We start from the raw sequence: 21,262 nt of genomic DNA on the forward strand, positions 1-21,262 counted from the left end.
CGCCGGGGGAAAATATGCGGACATATTTGGTGGTTATCGACGAAACCGAGGAAGCACGGCTTGCCTTGCGCTTTGCATCGCGCCGTGCCGCCAAAACCGGGGGCGCAGTGCATATTTTGGCGCTCGTTGAACAGGCGGATTTTGTCGCCTGGGGCGGTGTTCAGGCGACGATGGAGGCAGAAGCACGGGACCGGGCGGAGCAGCTTGTGACCGCAGCAGCAGGTTCGATCTTCGACGAAATGGGCGTTCGTCCTGATATTACGGTTAAGCCTGGCGAGGCTATTGATGTTGTAAAAATCATGTTGGAGGAACATCCCGGTATCGCCGCACTCGTGCTGGGTGCCGCCGCCCAAGGTGCTCCTGGCCCGTTAATCAGCCACTTTACCGGTGTGAATGCGGGGACCTTACCCTGCCCGGTCATGGTTATTCCCGGATCGCTCAGCGACGCGCAATTGGATGAATTGAGTTAGGATATACGGGTCTAACGCCTTTTTCCCTGATGCCGGATATTCCCCGGCCTACCGCGCTTTCCAGAGTCATATTTCCCGGCCTTGGGCTTGCCCTTATGCTTGAAACGGTCTGGCGCGTAGCTTCCGCCCTCCGGCAATTCAAAGCGCAGCGCGCCTGAAATCGGGTTCGCCTCGGCCAATCGCAATTCAAGGCACATGCCCGGCCTATATTCCTGCCGTGTCTTTTCGCCGATCAACGTCTGGCTCGCCTCGTCATAATGGAAATAATCCTTGCCCAAGGTTGAGACAGGGACCAAGCCGTCGCCGCCAACCTCTTGTACAGTTGCGAAAAATCCAAAATTCTGTACGCCCGTAATCCGCGCTTGAACGATTTGCCCGACTTGCGCGGAAAGATAGGCCGCAATGTAGCGGTCTGTTGTTTCGCGCTCTGCTTCCATCGCACGGCGTTCGGTGCGGCTGATGGCTTCTGCGGTGGCCGCAAGCTTCGTAATTGCGGCCTCGGTTAAGCCCGTTATGGGCTCAACATCTTTGAGTTTTGGCTTGGGCATCTCAAGCCCATAAGCGCTCACCAATGCGCGGTGCACGATAAGGTCGGCGTAGCGCCGGATTGGCGAGGTGAAATGCGCATAGCTGCCCAGTGACAAGCCAAAATGTCCCACATTAATGGGGCCATAATAAGCTTGTGTCTGGCTGCGCAGCACGGCTTCCATGACTTGCGGACGCACCTCTTCATCGATGATTTTTTCGAGGATCGCGTTGAAAGTCTCAGGCTTGATCACCTGACCAAGCGCAAATTCAATGTCAAAGGTCTTCAGATATTCCTTCAGCGCAACAAGCTTTTCGCGGCTTGGTGGCTCATGTGCGCGGTAAATTAAGGATGACTTCTTTGCCTCCAGCGCCTTTGCTGCGGCAACATTGGCGGCGATCATGAAATCTTCGACCAAACGATGCGCTTCAAGCTGTTCACGCTCGGCAACGCCCGTAACACGGCCTTGATCGTCGAGCGTAATCCGCTTTTCAGGTAAATTGAGTTCCAGTGGCCCGCGCTTATGCCGCGCCAAGGAAAGCAGTCGCCAGCACGCCCAAAGCGGCTTGAGCGCCGATTCCAGCAACGGGTTTTCCATCTGACCATCGATAGCGGCCTGCGCATCTGGATAAGGGATATTGGCGGCAATGCGGGCGATAGCACGTGTGAAGCGCCATGACGTCACTTGGCCTGTTTTGCCGATGGCAAGATGGCAGGCCAGTACCGCGCGATCCTCCCCTGCCCGCAATGAGCATTTGTCCGACGACAGTGCGTGCGGCAGCATTGGCACCACCAGGTCGGGGAAATACACGCTGTTTCCGCGCTTCGACGCTTCATGGTCCAATGCGCTTCCTGGGCGGACATAATAGCTCACATCGGCAATCGCGACGATAGCGTCAAACCCGCCGGTGTCGGCATTGGGTGTTGCCCAGATGGCGTCGTCAAAATCGCGCGCATCACGTGGATCAATCGCGATGATAGGCAAATGGCGCAAGTCTTCGCGATGATCGTCGGTCACCGGTAATTCCCGCACGCGTGCGGCCTCACGCTCGACCGCTTCAGGAATTTCAAACGGAATGCCGAACTTGTGAATGGCGATAAGGCTGAAGCTTTTGGGCGCGAATGGGTCGCCAAGGACTTGCGTCACACGCGCCGATTTTTTGTGTGCATTGCCAGTCAATTCGGCAAGCACCAATTCCCCGGCCTTGGCATCGCCAACGTCACCAATTTGCGTATCGAAACGCGCTTTTTTGTCGACAGACTTCAGCCAGTAACGGCCATTTTCGCCGCCTTCGACCACGCCCAATATCTGCTCGCTGCCCTTTGCGAGCTTCTTCATGATGTGCGCGACATGGCCGCTGCCACGCTCTTCGGTTCGCGCCAATATACGGTCACCAATGCCCAAGGCACCACGCTTGCCTTTGGTTTCTATGACCCGAATTTTGGGCAACGGAATACCTTCGGCCTCCCAATGTTCAGGCACAGCCACCGCAGTATCACCGTCAATCGCAACGATCTTGAGCACGGTAACCTTCGGCACACCGCCCATTTTGTGAAAGGCACGGCCCGGGGCCATGTCGATCAGCCCTTCGTCCGTCATGTCCTTCAACAACGCCTTCAGCGCAATTTTTTCATTGCCGCGCAGGCCAAATTCCCGCGCAATTTCCCGTTTGCCCGCAGGGTCCTTCGACGTTTTGATAAATTCAAGGATCTGATCTCGGGTGGGGAGCCCTTCAAATTGCGCATATTTCGTCATTATTTGGTTATTCCAATTTTGTTCGCACGAAGACGCGAGGACACAGAAGATGTTCGGTCGTTTAATAGCCGCCTTATGCCATCTTTGAACATCGCTGTGCCGAAGTTAATGACAAAGCCATGGCTTAAATTTGAGCACGCAATCGACAATGATATTGCAAACTTCTTCAATGTCCATTCTGCCCTCTTCGTGTCTTCGTGCGAACCGCTAATAAGTCCGCCCGATCAGTATCCGTTCCACCGCAGGGTCGCCTGTAAAAAAGCACGCCCCGTCGGCAGGGGCAGCGTCAATGGGGCTGTTGCGCATGGTGAGTTTCAACGCCTTGAGTTCGGTGACGATCTTGTCGAGTGCCGCGCCGCTTGGCCGCGACCATTGCACTTCGACCCAGCCAGCAAATTTGGCCTCATCGCCCGCAAAATGCTGGGCAAGGTCAGTCACATCACGGCGGATATTGGCCTCTAGCCGCGCTTTTGCCTCGGCATATAAACCGTTCTGGATGTCCTCCAACAATACGGGCGCTGACGCCACAAATTCGGTGCGCGGTGTGAACGCGGTCGCAAGCTTGCCGTCGTCCTTATACAGACGGTCACGGCGTATGACTGCTGCTTTGCCTTCGGCCATATCACGCGGCCCCACCTCAACAATGATGGGCGCGCCCTTCTTAACCCAAGCCCAGCGCTTGTTCGACGCCTTTGCTGCTTTGCTATCCAGCAACACGCGCAATGGCTCACCAAAGGCGTTAGCCGCCAACAATTCCAAGCGCAGGCTGCGGCAATATGCCAATACCGCCTCGTCCTCGTCATTATCCCGCAACATCGGAATGATGACAATTTGATGCGGTGCAATTTGCGGCGGGCAGCGCAGGCCATCATCGTCGCCATGCGTCATGATAACGCCGCCAATCATGCGCGTGGACACGCCCCAACTTGTCGTATGCGCGAATTGCTGATTGCCTTCCTTATCCTGATATTTGATGCCGGATGCCTCGGCAAAGCCAGTGCCGAGATAATGCGACGTGCCGGCCTGCAACGCTTTACCATCCTGCATCATCGCTTCGATGCTGTAAGTGGCAACCGCGCCGGGAAAGCGTTCATTTTCCGGCTTCTCACCGGCCACAACAGGCATCGCCAGCGGACCTTCGGCAAACGCGCGGTACATTTCCAGTGCGCGCATCGTTTCCTGCATCGCGTCTTCGCGGTCCACATGGGCGGTATGCCCTTCCTGCCACAAAAATTCGCTGGTGCGCAGGAACATACGTGTCCGCATTTCCCAGCGCACAACATTGGCCCATTGGTTGACCATCAATGGCAAATCGCGCCAGCTTTGCACCCAGCGGCTCATGGCGGCGCCAATCACCGTTTCCGACGTAGGGCGAACGACAAGCGGTTCCTCTAGCTTCGATGCGGGGTCTGGGATCAGTTTTCCATTGCCATCACTGACAAGGCGGTGATGCGTAACAACCGCCATTTCTTTGGCAAAGCCTTCGACATGGTCGGCCTCTTTTTCAAAGAAGGACAAAGGAATGAACAATGGAAAATAGCAGTTTTCAACGCCAGCGGCCTTAATTTCTGCGTCCATAAGCTTTTGAATGCGTTCCCACATGCCATAGCCCCATGGCCGGATAACCATGCATCCCCGGACACCGGATTCCTCGGCCAAATCGGCCTCCGAAATAACCTCCTGATACCAGCCAGCGAAATTTTGCGCGCGGGTGACGCTTAAAGCATGTTTTATCAAAATCTTACCTGTATTTAATGAGGAAATTATGATGCGCGGTCGGCGGCCATTTTGTCAATTTGGGCCTGTAGCGCGGCAATCTGTTGCTTGAGCTCGGCAACGCTTTCATCGCGTTCCGGCTTTTTACCGGTGAGGTTGCTCAAATTCGGCATCAATGCTTCACGCGCAGATCGCATGAATTCGATATTCTGCTTTGCCAAATGGCCAAAAGGACCAGAGGTGATAGCGGTTTCAATCACTTCTTGAACCTGCCGTTGGTTCTTGCGGAAATTGTCCATCGACGTTTCCAAGAACTGCGGCACCATGGCTTGCATGGAATCGCCATACATAGCGATCAATTGCTTAAGGAAGCCCACGGGCAACATTTGCTGCCCGCCATTTTCCTCATCCATGATGATCTGCGTAAGCACGCCGTGGGTAATATCCGCATTCGATTTGGCATCGACAACCTTGAAATCAATGTTCTTGCGTGTGAGCTCTGCAAGGAAATCGAGCGTGATATATTTCGAAGACTGGGTGTTATACAGCCTGCGATTGGCATATTTTTTAATGATGATCGGGCCATCACCGTTCTTGTTGGCCGTGCGTGCCATATGTGCTCCTTCCGGAAAAGTTGAGCCCTGATAGCATTAAGCCATAGTGCACTGCAACATTGGTGAATTGGTGAATTGATGCCCAGCATAGTCGCGACCTTTGACGCAAGGCACCCGCTGCGAGGTGAAACCCGCTATAATTTATCCTTTTTTTCAGAATGTGTCGTTTTTGGAATTCCAAATCACCTTGATCTCCAACGATCTCCAACATTTTGCCGATGCCATGGTTTCAGATGATGAGACCGTTCAAGGAATGATGCGATACATTCGGGTGGAGAGCGCGGCATTTCCAAACAATTTTGCTTGCCCCATAGGGGGTTGGCGCATGTGATATTGTGGCCACACATACGCAGAAAGTGACGTCATCACAACTAGAACTGTTGCGTATGAGGTTCATAATAGCTTTATGAAGCTACCAAGTGTCAGTGCACGTTTATGAACTGGTACTGAACGTTTAAGTTGGGGAGCTTATTTATGAAAAAATCTGGTTTACTTTTGGCAGGATCGGCGTTCAGCATAGTGCTTTTTGCTTCGGTGCCCTCATTTGCGCAGGACGCGCCTCCATCTGAGGAAAGCGTAAATGAGGCCGCCACCGATGAAGCCGACGAGGCAGTGATCACCGTTACAGGTTCACGTATTCGTTTGCCGAATCTGGAATCGATTGAACCAACCACGACGCTCGATAACCGTCAGCTGCGGGAGCGCAATTTCACCAATATCGCAGACGCTCTCAATGAATTACCAGGCATACGGAGCAGTGTTACGCCACAAGGCGGCCAAGGTTTTGGCCAAGGCGTCAACTTTGCGAACAGCTATGGCTTGGGTTCAAACCGCACACTTACGTTGATTAACGGTCGACGGTTTGTGAGTTCGAACGTTGCCACTATTTTTGCGAATGCTGGCTCAGGAACGCAGGTCGATTTGAACACGCAACCCAGCATTCTTACCGACAGGATTGACCAGCTAAGCGTTGGTGGCGCGCCGATTTACGGTTCCGACGCCATTTCGGGTGTCATTAACATTTTCCAACGTACACGGTTTGACGGCGCTGAATTCTCGGTAACGACAGGGATTTCCGAGAAGGGCGACAACGCCAATTACAACTTCTCAGGAATTGTAGGTAAGGATTTCCTTGATGGGCGTCTGAACGTTACCATGGCCCTTTCACGAGACGAGCTGAGCGGCGTTGAGTATAACAGCCGTGATTTTCTAAAACGCAGAATTGGCAATGCAACCAACCCTACGTCGGCTCAAAACAGCTCGTTGCGCCTTCCCGGCGTAGACCAGACGAATGATGGTCGCTTGAATACTGGCATCGGCTTTAACAACTCCGCTACCGATGGGTGGCCTGGATCGGTATTGATCCGGAACGTAAACATTCCTTTCCTGACACGTGGTGGTTTGATAACCGGCACAAACCTTTCCGGTGCAGGAACGAACCCCCTGAATCCTGCGGTTCCTTTTGGCACCCGGACCACAACAGGGCTTCAGTTTGATTCGCTTGGCAATCTCGTTCCCTTCAATCAGGGCGTGGTCTTCCCCGGAACATCCGGGTCAGGCGGCGATGGGTTTGTGTTTTCTGACTTTACGCAGATTACTTCCGACTTGAACCGTACGAGTGCAAATGCCTTCGTCACTTTCGATGTCACACCGAACGTTGAGCTGTTTTTTGAAGGTAGCTACTTTGAATCACGCGCGGATGAGCTCACACAACAGCCAACCTTTAACAGTTCACTTTTTGGCGGCCTGAGTGGAGCTCTTACATTCTCGGTTGATAACCCTCTGCTTACGCCTCAGGCGAAGGCAGCCTTAGTGTCGCGGGGCGTAACAACGTTCAGCGTGTCGCGTGCATCCGACGATTATGCTGACCTGACAGGGTTTAACAAAACGCGACTGTACAACTTGGTCGGCGGTTTAAAGGCTGATTTAGAAGTATTCGGCAGCACGCTGAACTTCGAAACTTACGCCAGTCACGGAAAAACCCGCAGCCGGGATTTCGGTCAGGATATTAACGCTCAAAACTTTATCAATGCTGTAAACGTAACACGCAACTCATCCGGCCAGATTGTGTGTACAGTAAGTCCCACGCGTCTTGTCGGCACAGCTTTGACGGGCTTTGCTGCCCCTGGTGGCACCCCAATCGCTGATCCAAATTGCGTGCCGCTTGATGTGTTTGGTGATGGTCGCGCATCCGCAGCGGCGCGGGATTATATCATCGAAGATTTTGTCACCGTTAGTGAGCAAGAGCAGACAGTGTTTAACGCCAACATTGGCGGTTCACTGTTTGATCTTTGGGCAGGCCCAGTTGGTTTCAACTTTGGTTATGAACACCGCGAAGAGAGGGCAAGTTTTACGCCTAGCGACTTCCAACAGGCAGGTCGTGGGCGCTCCGTTGCTATTACCCCATTGGCAGGGAAATACAATCTCGATGAGGCGTTTGGCGAACTCGTTATCCCGCTTGTGATTGAAGAAAATAATGTTCCTTTCATTTACAACGCTTCCATAACTGGTCGTGGACGTTATTCGGACAACACTGTGAACGGTGGTTTCTACTCGTATATGATCGGTGGAACGTTGGCGCCGATACCTGACATAGAATTCCGTGGTAACTTCACACGCTCGTTCCGATCCCCCGCAATTACAGAACTGTTTTTACCTAAGGTGAACACATTTGCGTCTGTACCGGACCTTTGTCAGCCATCCGCTCGTAACGCTGGTCCTGCTCCAACGGTCCGTGCAGCAAACTGCGCGGCATTTATTGCTGCGTTTCCAGGTACTGACTTTGGCTTGCCTGACCCTGCGTCGACAGCAAGTGTGCCCGCACAATCGGGCGGCAATCCAAATCTGGACAATGAAGAGGCTGATAGCTTCAGCTATGGTGTGATTCTTCGCCCGTCGTTCATACCGCGCCTATCGATATCAGCGGACTATATTAGCATATCGTTAAATAAGCCAATTGCGAACCTGACTATTGCGCAGATTGCATCTGGCTGTTTCGATAACCCCAATTTCAATACTTCTGACCCATCGAATGGGAACAGTTTCTGTGAGCAAATCAACTATGGCTCCAACGGCCGAGTCCAGGGTGACCCACAAAACCCTGCGGTAAGAAGCGGTTTTGTGAACGGCAACAATATAAAGTTCAGCGGCATTCAGGGAACAATTGGCTATAATTTCCCACTGTTCCGTGGCGACTTCACGGTTGGCGGTGACATGCTTTATGTCCGTCGCCGTTTGGTCGATATTACCGGTGTTGCACCGAGCCGTAATGATGGCATTATCAACGATCCTGAATTTTCAGGACAACTGCGGTTCCGTTATGCTCAAGACAATTTTGGTATGACCACAACGGTGACTTACACCGGCGAGCAGCTGTTCAGTCGGCTCAATCGGGCGCCTGATGTTGCCGGGTCAGGGGCTGATGCCCGTGAACTAGACAAGCTGAATGATTTTGTAGTCGTCAGCGGCGGCGTTTTCATTGACCCATCCGACGATTTCCGCCTCACATTGTCAGTGACCAATTTGTTCAATCGCCAAGGTATGACCTATTTCGGCGAACTGCATCCATCAAGCTACAACGACCTTATCGGTCGTCGCTTTCAGGTTAGCGTCCGCGCTTCTTTCTAAGGCAAGGCTTTTCGGATAAAAGAAAAAGGGCGCCCTTTCCGGCGCCCTTTTTTTGGCCAAGTTATCGGTCCGATGCGCCATAAAACGGTAAACGCCCAGATGGTCAGCTCCAGACGGGCGCGAACCTCGACCCCAAATTCGTTAGCAGTTCATATTGCGAGAGCCCCGTCAGTGCCGCCGCAGTAACAAGGTCATATTCTAATTCTACCCAGTCACCTTCGCGCAATGCTGGGGCCGCATTGAGATCAAGCGTCACAATGTCCATCGAAACGCGGCCGATGACCGGCAACGCATGCCCATCTGCCCAGGCCCTGCCCTTGCCCGAAAAAGCGCGCAGATACCCGTCGGCATAGCCAATCGAAAGTGTGCCCACGCGTGTTTCTTGCGCACAGATATGCGTTGCGTTGTACCCGACCATTGCGCCTGCGGGTAAGTTTCGCACTTGCACAAGCCGCGCCGAGAGACGCACAACCGGTTTGATCCATTCCTCCATGCCGGCGCGCGCGATACCGCCATATAGGCTGATCCCGGGGCGGGTTAGGTCAAAATGATAATCTGCGCCCAACATGATGCCTGCGCTATTGGCTAGGCTGAACCGCTGCGCTGTCGTTGCGGAAACAGTCTGGTGAAACAGGCCGAGCTGCTCACTGTTCTGCGCGACATCGGTGTCCGCCGATGCCAGATGCGACATCAACACATCAACTTGCATGCCGTCGAGCGCGCCGTCGGCCAAGTGCTGCGGCGCAAGGCCCAAGCGGTTAATGCCGCTATCGCACATGACATGGCAACGCCCGCCGCCTGCGTCGCGCCAGTTGCCAAGTTGCTCTGGCGTATTCAGCACGGGCGTGGCCCCCAATGCCCGCGCGGCGGGAACGTCGGATTCCGCGATACCATTTAGCACCGAAATCCAACTGGGCGGTACCACATCGGCAATGGCTTCGGCTTCACCCCAATGGGCAACGAAAAAGTCACGGCACCCTGCATCCCGCAAACGGGTGACGACCGCGCGTGCGCCCAAGCCATAAGCGTTGGCTTTTACCGCGGCCCCTGCCCGCGCCGCGCCGCTACGCGCATCTAGCGCACGCCAGTTGGAAACCAGCGCCCCGCCGTCAAGGTGAAGGCGTAAGGGAGGGTCAAAATTAGTCATCGACCGCTTTTTGCTGCTCGCCCGATGCCTGTCAATCTAACTTGGTTTTTCCCGATGTTTCCGGCAACCAGATCAACGCTACGACAAATGCCAATGCCGTAACCCCGACGGTGTACCACAGTCCCGAAAACGGCTGCCCGGTCTGCGCCACGATATACTGCGAAATATAGGGCAGAAATCCGCCAAAATACCCTGCGCCAATGTGGTAAGGTATGGACATTGAGGTGTATCTAATTTTCGCCGGAAACATCTCGACAAGGATCGCTGCGACTTGCCCATAGGTCATGCCTGACAACGCCACCATCAGGAACACCGCCAAGATAATTTTCCAAGGCTCGCGCTGCGCCGGGTCTGACTTGTCGGGGTAGCCTGCTTTTTCCAGCGCGGCGATATAGGCTTTTTCATCAAAACCCTGAAGATTTGCGTCACCGACGTTCAACGACACGCGATCACTCGGCTGCTTGCTATAGGCTATGCCGCGCTTCGTCAGGAAGTTTAGCGCTTGCGCACATTCGCTTTTGTGTACGCGGTTGAGCGCGTTGAAATCACATTCAGGTATCGAAAGGGTAACAGGGTTGCGCTCTGTCGCGCGGGCCAAGGCTGGGTTTGCGGCATCCGCCATCATCCAGAAAATCGGGAACACACCGACGATCGAAAGGCCGTAGCCAAGCAAGAGCAACCTTTTGCGTCCCCATTTGTCCGACAGCCAACCGCATGCAACATAGGTCGGTGCCGCCAACGCTGCGCCCACTGCCATATACAACAGCGCATCAGTCTCCGGAACGCGCGCAGTGCCCGTCAGAAAGTATAAAGTGCCGAATTGTGACGTGTAATAAATGACAGTCAACCCGGCGGCAACGCCGAATAATGCGACGAAAATACGCCCCACATTGCCCGGATATTGAAAGCTTTCCAGAAACGGGTTTTTGGATGTCGTGCCAGCGGCCTTCATCGCCTTAAAAACCGGGCTTTCCGACAATTTGAGACGCATGTAGAGGGAAATCGCAAGCAACAAAATCGAGATCAAGAACGGCACACGCCAGCCCCATGCCTCAAACGCCTCATTGCTCATGGACTGGCGCGTGATCAGCACGACAATGACCGCCAGCAGAAAGCCGCCAGCGACCGATGCCTGAATCCAACTGGTATATTGGCCACGTTTGCCGTCTGGTGCATGTTCGGCAACATAAATGGCCGCCCCGCCATATTCGCCGCCAAGCGCCAATCCCTGAAGACAGCGCATAAGCAAAAGCAAGCCTGCGGCCCATATCCCTGCGGTTTCAAACGTCGGCAGTAATCCAATCGCCGCGGTCGCAACACCCATCAAAGTAATTGTGACAAGAAACGTATATTTGCGACCAATCTTATCGCCGAAATAGCCGAACAGGATTGCGCCAAATGGCCGCACACCAAAGCCAGCGCCAAAGATCGCCAGCGATGCCAAGGTCGCGGCCGTCGGATTGTCGGCGGGGAAAAACAGCTTTCCGATTAACGCGGCTAAAATGCCATACACGAAAAAGTCATACCATTCGAAAACCGTGCCGAGTGACGATGCGGTAATGACCAAGCGGTCGCGCTTTGGATCAAGTACGGCTTCAGTTTCGGCAGTGATGGTCATAATATTCCCCTAATAACCCTTCGCTCTTGTTTTAATGCCAATGTCGGCACTTACAAGCGGGTTCACTCCATCTCTAGTATCACGGCGTCGACGGCCAAGCTGTCCCCAGCCTGCGCATTGATCAACTTTACCGTTCCGGATTTTTCCGCGCGCAAAATATTTTCCATTTTCATCGCCTCTACCACCGCAAGCGGTTGGCCAGCTTCAACCGTGTCACCGACATTGACATGCAAGGTCGTAAGCAGGCCGGGCATCGGGCAAATGAGGAATTTGGACAAGTCTGGCGGGATTTTTTGTATCATGTGCGTGGCAAGATGCGCGATGTGACCCGGCAGAACGTGGACGACATGCGTTGCACCGCGTGTCGTCAGATGAAATCCGGTTCGCGTTCGCATGATTTTCACGGCGAGATCAATGCTGTTCCCCGGCGAAGGCCGGGGTCCAGATTCGAATTGATTAGGACTGGCCCCCAGCCTGCGCTGGAGAAGACTGACTTCCGCCTCGATTAAGCGATCTCCGGGGTCATATTCCATCGACAGGTCAAAAGGCACACCATCGACGTGGATGTCGCCATCGACCATTTCGATGTCATGGACCGCCTCACCGATGGAAACTTGCCAACGCGATGGCGGATCAAGCGTATCGCCCAATTGGCCGTCGACATGCCGCGCACGGTCGGCCTGCGCCGTCGCCACAAAGCCAGCGATTGCAGCGAGCGATTTGATAAGCTCTGCATCGGCAGGTGCGCCTTGAAAGCCATCGGGATATTCTTCGGCGATGAAGCCTGTCGTGAGTTCGCCTGATCGGAAACGTGGATGTTGCATGATGGCGCTGACGAAATCGATATTGTGGCCAAGGCCCTCTATTTCGAAGCGGTCAAGCGCCGCGATTTGCAAGTCGGCGGCCTCATCGCGGGTTGCCCCCCAAGTGATCAGCTTCGCGATCATGGGGTCATAGAATATCGAAACTTCACCGCCCTCGGCCACACCATCATCGACGCGGACGCCGTTGATGCCGCGCAGTTCGATAGCAGTAAGCCCCTCCCCTTCAGGGGAGGGGTTGGGGTGGGGCTTGTCAGGTTGGTGCTGCGTTTGATGGACAGACCCCACCCCCGTCCCCTCCCCTGAAGGGGAGGGGGGAATGTAGCGGGTCAAACGTCCCGTGCTCGGCAAAAATCCGCGATAGGGGTCTTCGGCATAAACGCGGTTTTCAATGGCCCAACCATCGATTTTGATATCGTCTTGCGTAAAGCCAAGCTTCTCACCTGCCGCGACGCGGATCATCTGTTCAACCAGATCAATGCCCGTGATGCATTCGGTTACGGGGTGTTCCACCTGCAACCGCGTGTTCATTTCGAGGAAGTAGAAGCTCTCACCGCTCGGGTCCGCGCCGGATACGATCAACTCAACCGTTCCGGCGGAATAATAGCCCACCGCGCGCGACAGAGCGACGCATTGCTCGCCCATTGCCTTGCGCATCTTGGGCGTGACGAAGGGCGAAGGTGCTTCTTCGACGACCTTTTGATGCCGCCGCTGGATCGAGCATTCGCGTTCGTTGAGATATAGGATATTGCCATGCTGGTCGCCCAAGATCTGGATTTCGATGTGGCGCGGATTGAGGATGAATTTCTCGATAAACACGCGGTCATCGCCAAATGAATTCAGCCCCTCACGCTTGGTCGCTTCAAAGCCTTCGCGCACATCCTGCTCATTATACGCAAGCCGCATCCCCTTCCCGCCGCCGCCCGCGCTGGCTTTCATCATCACGGGATAGCCAATTTCTTCCGAAATCCGCACGGCGTGTTCGGTATCGTCAATCTCACCGACAAAGCCGGGGACGACATTAACGCCCGCCGCCATCGCCAGCTTCTTGGACTCAATCTTGTCGCCCATCGCGGCAATCGCGTTTACAGGTGGGCCGATAAAGGCGATGTTTTCCTTCGCGAGCGCCTCGGCAAAGCTGGTGCGTTCGGACAGAAAACCATAGCCCGGATGCACCGCTTCGGCACCCGTTTGCTTGCACGCCGCAATGATTTTGTCCGCCAGCAAATAAGACTGCGCCGCCGGCGAAGGCCCAATATGCACCGCCTCATCCGCCATCTGCACAAAGGGCGCGCGCGCATCAGCATCGGAATAAACCGCGACAGTGGCAATCCCCATCCGGCGTGCGGTCTTAATGATCCGGCAAGCAATTTCGCCACGGTTTGCGATTAGGATTTTTTTGAACATTTAACTCCCCCGAAACCGTCACCCTGAACTTGTTTCACCTGTGGTGACTTACGTTCCAGGGTCCATCGTGCCACGCACACCGACAGTTGCTGCTGAAAAATGGATGCTGGAACGTCAGTCACCGAAGGTGAAACGAGTTCAGCATGACGAGAATTTGAGCTCACTCCGCCGCCTCCAACGCCTTGCACGCCCGCAAAGGCTCCTCGGCCTCCATCGGCACCAACCCCAGCTTTGCCATCAACGCGGCGTCCTTATCGTCGCCTGCATTGGCTGCAGTTAGCAACTTGTCACCCGTAAAAATGCTGTTCGCGCCAGCCATGAAGCACAGAGCCTGCGTCGCCTCAGACATGCTTTCACGCCCCGCGCTTAGGCGCACCATGCTCATCGGCATGGTGATCCGCGCCACGGCAATCGTGCGGACGAATTCGATGTCGTCTATCTTGGCCAGCGGCGTATCGGCGAGCATATCGCCCAGCACCGTGCCCTTCACCGGCACCAATGCGTTGACCGGCACGCTTTCGGGATGGGCTGGCAGGGTTGCCAGCGTTTGGATGAAGCCAACCCGGTCGGCGCGGGTTTCGCCCATGCCGACAATCCCGCCGCTGCACACATTGATGCCAGCGCGACGCACCTCGGCCAGCGTGTCGAGCCGGTCTGAAAAGGTACGCGTGGAAATTGCCTTTTCGTAATATTCGGGGCTGCTGTCGATATTATGGTTGTAATAATCCAACCCCGCCTCGGCCAGCATATCGGCCTGTTTGGGCGACAACATCCCCAAGGTCATGCAGGTTTCCATGCCCATCTGCCGGACGCCTTTGACGATTTCGACAATCGCGGGCATATCGCGGTCCTTGGGGTTGCGCCAAGCCGCCCCCATGCAGAACCGATGTGAGCCATTGTCAGCCGCCTGCGCCGCCTTTTGGAGCACCGCTTGGACGTCCATCAACTTCGTCGCCGCAACGCCGCTGTCGGCCTTCACCGATTGGCTGCAATAGCCGCAATCTTCTGGGCAACCGCCGGTTTTAATCGACAGCAATGTGCACAGTTGAATCTGCCCCACCGCATGATGCGCGCGGTGCACAGTCTGCGCTTGAAATAGCAGTTCATCGAACGGCAGATCGAACACAGCGGCGATTTCTGAACGGGTCCAGTCGGTACGGACGGTCATGTTGCATCTCCCAAAGGCGGCATATTATGTCCCAATAACGTCAAAACATCGGCTGCGCACTCCACAACATTGCTGCCGGGGCCGTAAATGCCCTGCACCCCTGCCTCACGCAGATAATCATAATCTTGCGGAGGAATAACGCCGCCTGCGATCACCTTAATGTCGCCGCGTCCTGCCTCGCGCAGACCCTTTATGAGCTCTGGTATGAGTGTTTTGTGGCCCGCAGCAAGGCTGGAGGCACCCACGGCGTCAACATCATGTTGCAAGGCAAGCACAACGGTTTCTTCGGGCGTTTGAAATAATGGCCCGCTAATAACGTCAAAGCCCATATCGGAGAAAGCCGACGCAATGACATTGGCACCGCGATCATGCCCGTCCTGCCCCATTTTCGCTACCAAGAGCTTGGGTTTGCGGCCCAAGCGGCGGCCAACCGATTCGACGCCGTCCAGCACTTGCGCCCAGCGTTTGTCAAATTCATACGCGCTGCCGTAAATGCCTTGAACGGGCACGGGGGTGGTCGCATAGCGACCGAACACGGCCTCCATCGCGTCTGAAATTTCGCCCAATGTTGCACGGGCACGGGCAGCTTCGACGGCGAGCGCCAATAAATTCCTCCCCGGCACGGGGAGGGGGACCACCGAAGGTGGTGGAGGGGCACCGGCGGGGTTGACTGAGCTTTGGATGTTGCGAGACGCGTCACCTGCCCCTCCACCATCCTTTGGATGGTCCCCCTCCCCGTGCCGGGGAGGATTTCGGGCACCCTCGGTCAAAGCCTTCAGCGCCGCCTGACAGGCGGCCTCATCACGTGCGGCACGGGTGGCGACAAGGCGGGCAATCTGCCCTTGGCGCACGAAGTCATTGTCGACCTCCAACGTGTCGAGCTGGTCTTCTGTGACTAGCTTGTACTTGTTGACGCCAACGATGACATCTTCACCCTTGTCCACGCGTGCTTGCCGCGCCGCGGCGGCTTCTTCGATGAGGCGTTTGGGCATACCAGAGGCTACGGCCTTGGTCATGCCGCCGAGCTCGTCGACTTCGCCGATTATCTTCCACGCTTGCTCGACCAATTCAGCGGTCAATGCCTCGACATAATATGATCCGCCCAACGGATCGACAACCTTGGTAATGCCGCTTTCTTCGGCCAGCACAATCTGTGTATTGCGGGCAATGCGCGCCGAAAAATCGGTCGGCAGCGCAATGGCTTCGTCGAGCGCATTGGTGTGCAGCGACTGCGTCCCACCCAAGGTCGCTGCCATCGCCTCAATCGTCGTGCGAATGACGTTGTTATATGGATCTTGCTCCTGCAAAGACACGCCCGATGTCTGGCAATGCGTGCGTAGCATTTTTGAGCGTTCGTCCTTCGCGCCAAGTTCATCCATAACGCGGTGCCACAAGGTCCGCGCGGCGCGCAGTTTTGACACTTCCATGAAGAAGTTCATGCCAATGCCAAAGAAGAACGACAGGCGCCCCGCAAACGCGTCAATATCCAAGCCTGATGCGATAGCGCGCTGCACATATTCCTTGCCATCGGCAATGGTGAAGGCAAGTTCCTGCACCGCCGTCGCGCCCGCCTCATGCATGTGATAACCGGAAATAGAGATGCTGTTGAATTTCGGCATATTAGCGGACGTATATGCGATGATATCTGAAACAATCCGCATCGATGGTTCGGGTGGATAAATATAGGTGTTGCGGACCATGAACTCTTTCAGAATGTCATTCTGAATCGTGCCGTCGAGCTGCGCCTGAGATACCCCTTGCTCTTCACCAGCGACGATGAAGAACGCGAGGATCGGAATGACCGCGCCGTTCATCGTCATGCTGACCGACATCTGGTCGAGCGGAATGCCGTCGAACAATATTTTCATATCCTCGACAGAATCGATAGCCACGCCAGCCTTACCAACATCGCCCACAACGCGTGGATGGTCGCTGTCATAGCCCCGGTGGGTGGCAAGGTCGAAGGCGACCGAAAGACCCTTTTGTCCGGCAGCCAAGTTCCGGCGGTAAAAGGCGTTCGATTCTTCGGCAGTCGAGAAACCGGCATATTGGCGGATCGTCCATGGGCGGCCCGCATACATCGACGCACGCACACCGCGCGTAAAGGGCGCAAAGCCGGGAAGGCCGGGATCGCCCGCGTCTTCGGCGGTATACAGCGGCTTTACGGCAATGCCCTCCGGCGTGTGCCAGGTTAGGTCCCTGCCCTTAACCTCTTTTTCCGCCGCTTTTTTCCAGTCGTCGATATTCGTCATTTTGTTCCTGCCTTCCTCTCCCGCAAGCGGGAGAGGATACGTAGCCTTGGCCAATGGGCCTAGGCGAAGTTGGTGTGGGCTTTTGCCCACCCCGTTGCGACTATCCGCCGCCGCTAAAGCTCTGGCGGTAAGTCTCACTGCCCCTCCCGCCTGCGGGAGGGGTGCAATCAATGCCCGCCTTGCGTAGGCACCTCCATAATCTCGGTCAAAACACCCTGCATATCCTTTGGATGCACAAAGAATATCAATGTCCCATGCGCGCCAATCCGTGGCTCGCCCAGCACGCGTTTGCCCAACGCTTCAAACTCCGCCTTTGCGGCATGAATATCGGGCACTTCGTAACAGACATGATGCTGCCCACCCGCAGGATTTTTCTCCAGAAACGCCGCGATAGAGGTGTTACCGGGCAACGGTTCGATCAACTCAATCTGCGTGCCGTTCATCGCGCCGTCCGCGCCGGGCGTATCAACAAAGCAGACCTTCACCCCCTGATCGGGCAAGTCAAACGGCGGATGGATTTTCGTCGCCCCCATCACGTCGCGGTAAAAGACGATGCTGTCCGCGATGGATGGCGTTGCAACGCCGATATGGTTGAGACGGCCTAGTTTCACCGAGCGACCTCCAAGTCCTTAAATTCGTCATTCCCGCGAAGGCGGGAATCCATCTCCTGCCGTTCAAATTTCATCCACCGGTGATGGACCCCCGCCTGCGCGGGGGTGACGAAGAGAGGGTAAGAAGGCGCTGCAACGCCGATATGGTTCAATCGTCCAAGTTTCATGCGCTTACTCCCCTCCCCTTCAGGGGAGGGGCAGCGAGACTAACGCACTTGTGCGCTAGTCGCAGCGGGGTGGGGTTTCTCGGCCCTCGCGCAACCCCGACAGGCCCCACCCCAACCCCTCCCCTAAAGGGTAGGGGCTTAGGTAAAGTCGCAACGCCTAAATGGTTGAGGCGGCCTGGTTTCATGAGATATGCCTTCTAACGAGCTGTGGCGGCACCAGATTTCCTTCATATTTCACGGTGCCAGAAAGGAACTGTTGCCGTGTCACGGGCCGTTTAAGATACTCGTTTTCCTCGAACATCGAAAAAGTCACCGGAGCGAATAGTTGGACATATAAATGCTCCGATTTCAGGGCTTCATCTAGGCATTCGCTAATCAGTGCATAATTTTCTGAACCAGCAATGAAACTTGCATAAAGTCCTCCTAATGGCCCGCTTGGCATCTGAAAGACAGCGCCACCATTTTGTTCACTAATACCCTCTTCACTGATCAAGTCATCGATATCTTGCCGGTGGTTTAAGATAACGTCTCGTCCCGAAGACCAGCTTAAAACATCAGAATAAATTCTCGCATTCTCCAATTGTTCGATAAAGTCTCGATTGTCATCAATTACATTCAGTGAAATTACCTCAAGCCCATAATCGCACAGGCCGCTTGAGGTCCAAGTTTTGCGGTCAACGCGAGCAATCAATGAAAAAGACATATCACCTCACAACGGAATATTATCATGCTTCTTCCAAGGGTTTTCCAACGCCTTGTTCCGCAATTTCCGTAAGCCCAAGGCGATCCGTTTCCGTGTGGAATGCGGATAGATGACCTCGTCGATGAATCCCTTGCTCGCCGCCACAAAAGGATTGGCGAAGCGGTCTTCATATTCTGCGGTTTTCACCGCTTGCTCCTCCGCCGATAGCCCACGGAAGATGATTTCCACCGCGCCTTTTGCGCCCATCACGGCGATTTCGGCGGTTGGCCATGCGTAATTGAGATCACCGCGTAAGTGCTTGGACGCCATCACGTCATAGGCGCCGCCATAGGCCTTGCGGGTGATGATGGTGATTTTGGGCACCGTCGCCTCGGCATAAGCAAATAGCAATTTCGCGCCATGCTTGATGATCCCGCCAAATTCCTGCGCCGTGCCGGGTAGAAAGCCCGGAACGTCAACGAAAGTTATGATCGGAATTTCGAACGCATCGCAAAAGCGCACAAAGCGCGCGGCTTTTTTGGAGCTGTTGATGTCAAGCACACCGGCCAGCACCATTGGCTGATTGGCGACGATGCCCACGGTCCGGCCCTCAATGCGGCCAAAGCCGATGATGATGTTCGCCGCATGGCTGGGCTGAACCTCAAAAAAATCCGCCTCGTCAACCGTCTTACGGATCAGCTCATGCATGTCATAAGGCTGGTTCGCATTTGGCGGGATCAACGTGTCGAGACTCGGTTCAATCCGGTCCCAAGGGTCTTGCGTCGGACGCTCTGGTACGCCCGTGCGGTTATTCTCGGGCAGATAGTCAAAGAAATCGCGGACTGACAGCAATGCCTCAATATCATTTTCGAACGCATTGTCGGCAACGCCCGATTTGGTCGTATGCGACACCGCGCCGCCCAGTTCCTCTTGCGTCACGACCTCATTGGTCACCGTCTTCACAACATCGGGACCAGTAACAAACATATAGGACGAATCCTTCACCATGAAGATGAAGTCGGTGATCGCCGGTGAATATACCGCGCCGCCGGCACATGGGCCCATGATAAGGGAAATTTGTGGGACAACGCCGCTGGCCAACACATTGCGTTGAAACACCTCGGCATAGCCGCCAAGGCTGGCCACGCCCTCTTGAATCCGTGCGCCGCCGCTGTCGTTCAGGCCGATGACTGGCGCGCCGACCTTCATCGCATTGTCCATGACCTTGCAAATCTTCATGGCGTGCGCTTCGGATAAGGAGCCGCCAAATACGGTAAAGTCCTGGCTGTAGACATAGACCAAACGGCCATTAATCGTCCCGCTTCCGGTGACAACGCCGTCACCGGGTATCTTTTGTTCCGCCATACCGAAATCGGTACAATTATGTGTGACATAGGCGTCGAGCTCTTCGAAGCTGCCTTCATCCAATAAGATATCAAGGCGTTCGCGCGCGGTCAGGCGGCCCTTGGCATGTTGCGCATCAATACGCTTTTGCCCACCCCCCAGTTTCGACGCCGCGCGGCGTGCCTCCAGTTCAGCAATATTGGCCGACATGGCATTCCCCATAAGCAATTTTGTTGACCAGGCCCTTGGCATCCTGTCACAACAATTGCAAATTTATCGTGCGATTAAATGCTGTTTAACCAGCCATAGATTGCAGGCTGCAAAAATCCAAAAAGCGCGTTATAGCGCCGCGTCATGGACGAACATCATCCCATTAAAGTTGCCGCGCTATATCGCTTTGTTGCATTTGACGCGCCAGAGGAATTGCAACCACGTATTCAGGCACAATGCGCGGCTTGTGGCATCAAGGGCACGATATTGCTCGCGCAGGAGGGCATCAACGGAACGGTGGCTGGAACGCCTTGCGCTATCGACGCCTTCATATCATTTTTGCGTGATATTCCCGGTTGCGCCGATCTGGATGTGAAATATTCGCATGCCCAGGAAATGCCCTTTTACCGGATGAAAGTGCGTATCAAAAAAGAGATTGTTACGCTCGGCGTCGAGGGCATCGACCCAAAACATGAGGTCGGCACTTATGTGCAGCCCGAGGATTGGAATGCGTTGATTTCCGATCCTGACACGGTGTTGATCGACACGCGTAATGATTATGAAGTGGCGATTGGCACGTTTGAAGGTGCGGTTGACCCACAAACCAAGTCCTTCAGCGAATTTCCCGATTGGTTTCGCGCCCATCGTGCGGAACTGGCGGCGGGCAAAACAAAGTTTGCTATGTTCTGCACCGGCGGCATTCGCTGCGAAAAATCCACAGCATTTTTGAAAGCCGAAGGCATAGACGAGGTCTATCATCTCGAAGGCGGCATATTACGTTATCTGGAGAATATCCCAGAAGCACAAAGCAAATGGCATGGCGAATGCTTTGTGTTCGACGAACGCGTGTCCGTGAAGCATGGCCTGCAGCTTGGCGAAATGGAGCTTTGCCACGCGTGCCGCCGCCCGATTTCACAAGCAGACAAAGCCTCAGCCCATTTCATTGAGGGCGTGTCTTGCCCCGCTTGCTATGCCGAACGCACCGACGATGACCGCGCGCGCTTCGCCGAACGGCAAAGGCAGATTGCCTTGGCCAAAAAGCGCGGCAAGCAGCATATTGGCGTTAATCCACGTGATGATATTTAGTGTGGGCTTTACACCCCTAACCCAAACGCGCCGTTGCGGC

14 protein-coding genes are annotated in these 21,262 nt (G+C 54.9%); 3 read left to right on the top strand and 11 right to left on the bottom strand.

Annotation, left to right across the window (positions count from 1 at the left end; all coding sequences use genetic code 11):
• Positions 1 to 14: 14 nt before the first annotated feature.
• Complete coding sequence (locus tag HEQ18_RS03585; protein ID WP_397605404.1) at positions 15 to 470, top strand: universal stress protein; 456 nt, start codon at positions 15 to 17, stop codon at positions 468 to 470.
• A gap of 11 nt (positions 471 to 481) precedes the next feature.
• On the opposite strand, the gene rnr is transcribed toward HEQ18_RS03585, so the two are convergent.
• From rnr to phaR, 3 genes are all read right to left on the bottom strand, one after another.
• Positions 482 to 2,752, bottom strand: coding sequence for a ribonuclease R (gene rnr / locus HEQ18_RS03590; RefSeq protein WP_432815545.1), 2,271 nt, complete (start codon positions 2,750 to 2,752; stop codon positions 482 to 484).
• A gap of 207 nt (positions 2,753 to 2,959) precedes the next feature.
• Complete coding sequence (gene proS / locus HEQ18_RS03595) at positions 2,960 to 4,489, bottom strand: proline--tRNA ligase (protein ID WP_432815546.1); 1,530 nt, start codon at positions 4,487 to 4,489, stop codon at positions 2,960 to 2,962.
• Positions 4,490 to 4,515: 26 nt separating this feature from the next.
• The gene (gene phaR, locus HEQ18_RS03600) at positions 4,516 to 5,082 is read right to left on the bottom strand and encodes a polyhydroxyalkanoate synthesis repressor PhaR (protein WP_432815547.1); all 567 of its coding nucleotides are present in this window, start codon (positions 5,080 to 5,082) and stop codon (positions 4,516 to 4,518) included.
• Positions 5,083 to 5,556: 474 nt separating this feature from the next.
• Here phaR and HEQ18_RS03605 point away from each other — a divergent pair, with 474 nt between their 5' ends.
• On the top strand, positions 5,557 to 8,709 hold the full coding sequence (locus HEQ18_RS03605) for a TonB-dependent receptor domain-containing protein (RefSeq protein WP_432815548.1): 3,153 nt from the start codon (positions 5,557 to 5,559) through the stop codon (positions 8,707 to 8,709).
• A gap of 103 nt (positions 8,710 to 8,812) precedes the next feature.
• Here the strand turns inward: HEQ18_RS03605 and alr are convergent, their stop codons facing one another.
• The 8 genes from alr to HEQ18_RS03645 all read right to left on the bottom strand — a co-directional run bounded on the left by alr (position 8,813) and on the right by HEQ18_RS03645 (position 20,136).
• Positions 8,813 to 9,856 (bottom strand): alanine racemase, encoded by a 1,044-nt coding sequence (alr, locus tag HEQ18_RS03610; RefSeq protein ID WP_432815549.1) that lies wholly within the window; start codon positions 9,854 to 9,856, stop codon positions 8,813 to 8,815.
• A gap of 31 nt (positions 9,857 to 9,887) precedes the next feature.
• The gene (locus HEQ18_RS03615; protein ID WP_432815550.1) at positions 9,888 to 11,474 is read right to left on the bottom strand and encodes an MFS transporter; all 1,587 of its coding nucleotides are present in this window, start codon (positions 11,472 to 11,474) and stop codon (positions 9,888 to 9,890) included.
• A gap of 62 nt (positions 11,475 to 11,536) precedes the next feature.
• Complete coding sequence (locus HEQ18_RS03620) at positions 11,537 to 13,702, bottom strand: biotin carboxylase N-terminal domain-containing protein (protein ID WP_432815551.1); 2,166 nt, start codon at positions 13,700 to 13,702, stop codon at positions 11,537 to 11,539.
• A gap of 160 nt (positions 13,703 to 13,862) precedes the next feature.
• A complete protein-coding gene (bioB, locus tag HEQ18_RS03625) occupies positions 13,863 to 14,870 on the bottom strand; it encodes a biotin synthase BioB (RefSeq protein ID WP_432815552.1) in 1,008 nt (335 codons plus the stop codon).
• The gene (gene scpA / locus HEQ18_RS03630) at positions 14,867 to 17,122 is read right to left on the bottom strand and encodes a methylmalonyl-CoA mutase (protein WP_432815553.1); all 2,256 of its coding nucleotides are present in this window, start codon (positions 17,120 to 17,122) and stop codon (positions 14,867 to 14,869) included. The genes bioB and scpA overlap by 4 nt, the downstream gene beginning before the upstream one ends.
• A gap of 167 nt (positions 17,123 to 17,289) precedes the next feature.
• Positions 17,290 to 17,733: a methylmalonyl-CoA epimerase gene (mce, locus tag HEQ18_RS03635; RefSeq protein ID WP_432815554.1), complete on the bottom strand. Its 444-nt coding sequence runs from the start codon at positions 17,731 to 17,733 to the stop codon at positions 17,290 to 17,292.
• 348 nt (positions 17,734 to 18,081) lie between these two features.
• The gene (locus HEQ18_RS03640) at positions 18,082 to 18,603 is read right to left on the bottom strand and encodes a hypothetical protein (protein WP_432815555.1); all 522 of its coding nucleotides are present in this window, start codon (positions 18,601 to 18,603) and stop codon (positions 18,082 to 18,084) included.
• A gap of 6 nt (positions 18,604 to 18,609) precedes the next feature.
• Positions 18,610 to 20,136 carry an acyl-CoA carboxylase subunit beta gene (locus tag HEQ18_RS03645; RefSeq protein WP_432815556.1) on the bottom strand — a complete coding sequence of 509 codons (1,527 nt, stop codon included), beginning with the start codon at positions 20,134 to 20,136 and terminating at the stop codon, positions 18,610 to 18,612.
• Between the two features lie 144 nt (positions 20,137 to 20,280).
• Between HEQ18_RS03645 and HEQ18_RS03650 the strand changes: the two genes are divergently transcribed.
• Complete coding sequence (locus tag HEQ18_RS03650; protein WP_432815557.1) at positions 20,281 to 21,222, top strand: rhodanese-related sulfurtransferase; 942 nt, start codon at positions 20,281 to 20,283, stop codon at positions 21,220 to 21,222.
• Positions 21,223 to 21,262: the final 40 nt, after the last annotated feature.

This window comes from Sphingorhabdus sp. (assembly GCF_050921905.1).
Classification (GTDB): domain Bacteria; phylum Pseudomonadota; class Alphaproteobacteria; order Sphingomonadales; family Sphingomonadaceae; genus Sphingorhabdus_B.

Bases quoted from the DNA above. Each gene is read 5' to 3' on its own strand.
- phaR (WP_432815547.1), bottom strand. From the start codon at position 5,082: ATGGCACGCACGGCCAACAAGAACGGTGATGGCCCGATCATCATTAAA.
- rnr (WP_432815545.1), bottom strand. From the start codon at position 2,752: ATGACGAAATATGCGCAATTTGAAGGGCTCCCCACCCGAGATCAGATC.
- alr (WP_432815549.1), bottom strand. From the start codon at position 9,856: ATGACTAATTTTGACCCTCCCTTACGCCTTCACCTTGACGGCGGGGCG.
- HEQ18_RS03645 (WP_432815556.1), bottom strand. From the start codon at position 20,136: ATGTCGGCCAATATTGCTGAACTGGAGGCACGCCGCGCGGCGTCGAAA.
- bioB (WP_432815552.1), bottom strand. From the start codon at position 14,870: ATGACCGTCCGTACCGACTGGACCCGTTCAGAAATCGCCGCTGTGTTC.
- HEQ18_RS03615 (WP_432815550.1), bottom strand. From the start codon at position 11,474: ATGACCATCACTGCCGAAACTGAAGCCGTACTTGATCCAAAGCGCGAC.
- HEQ18_RS03620 (WP_432815551.1), bottom strand. From the start codon at position 13,702: ATGTTCAAAAAAATCCTAATCGCAAACCGTGGCGAAATTGCTTGCCGG.
- HEQ18_RS03640 (WP_432815555.1), bottom strand. From the start codon at position 18,603: ATGTCTTTTTCATTGATTGCTCGCGTTGACCGCAAAACTTGGACCTCA.
- scpA (WP_432815553.1), bottom strand. From the start codon at position 17,122: ATGACGAATATCGACGACTGGAAAAAAGCGGCGGAAAAAGAGGTTAAG.
- HEQ18_RS03585 (WP_397605404.1), top strand. From the start codon at position 15: ATGCGGACATATTTGGTGGTTATCGACGAAACCGAGGAAGCACGGCTT.
- HEQ18_RS03650 (WP_432815557.1), top strand. From the start codon at position 20,281: ATGGACGAACATCATCCCATTAAAGTTGCCGCGCTATATCGCTTTGTT.
- HEQ18_RS03605 (WP_432815548.1), top strand. From the start codon at position 5,557: ATGAAAAAATCTGGTTTACTTTTGGCAGGATCGGCGTTCAGCATAGTG.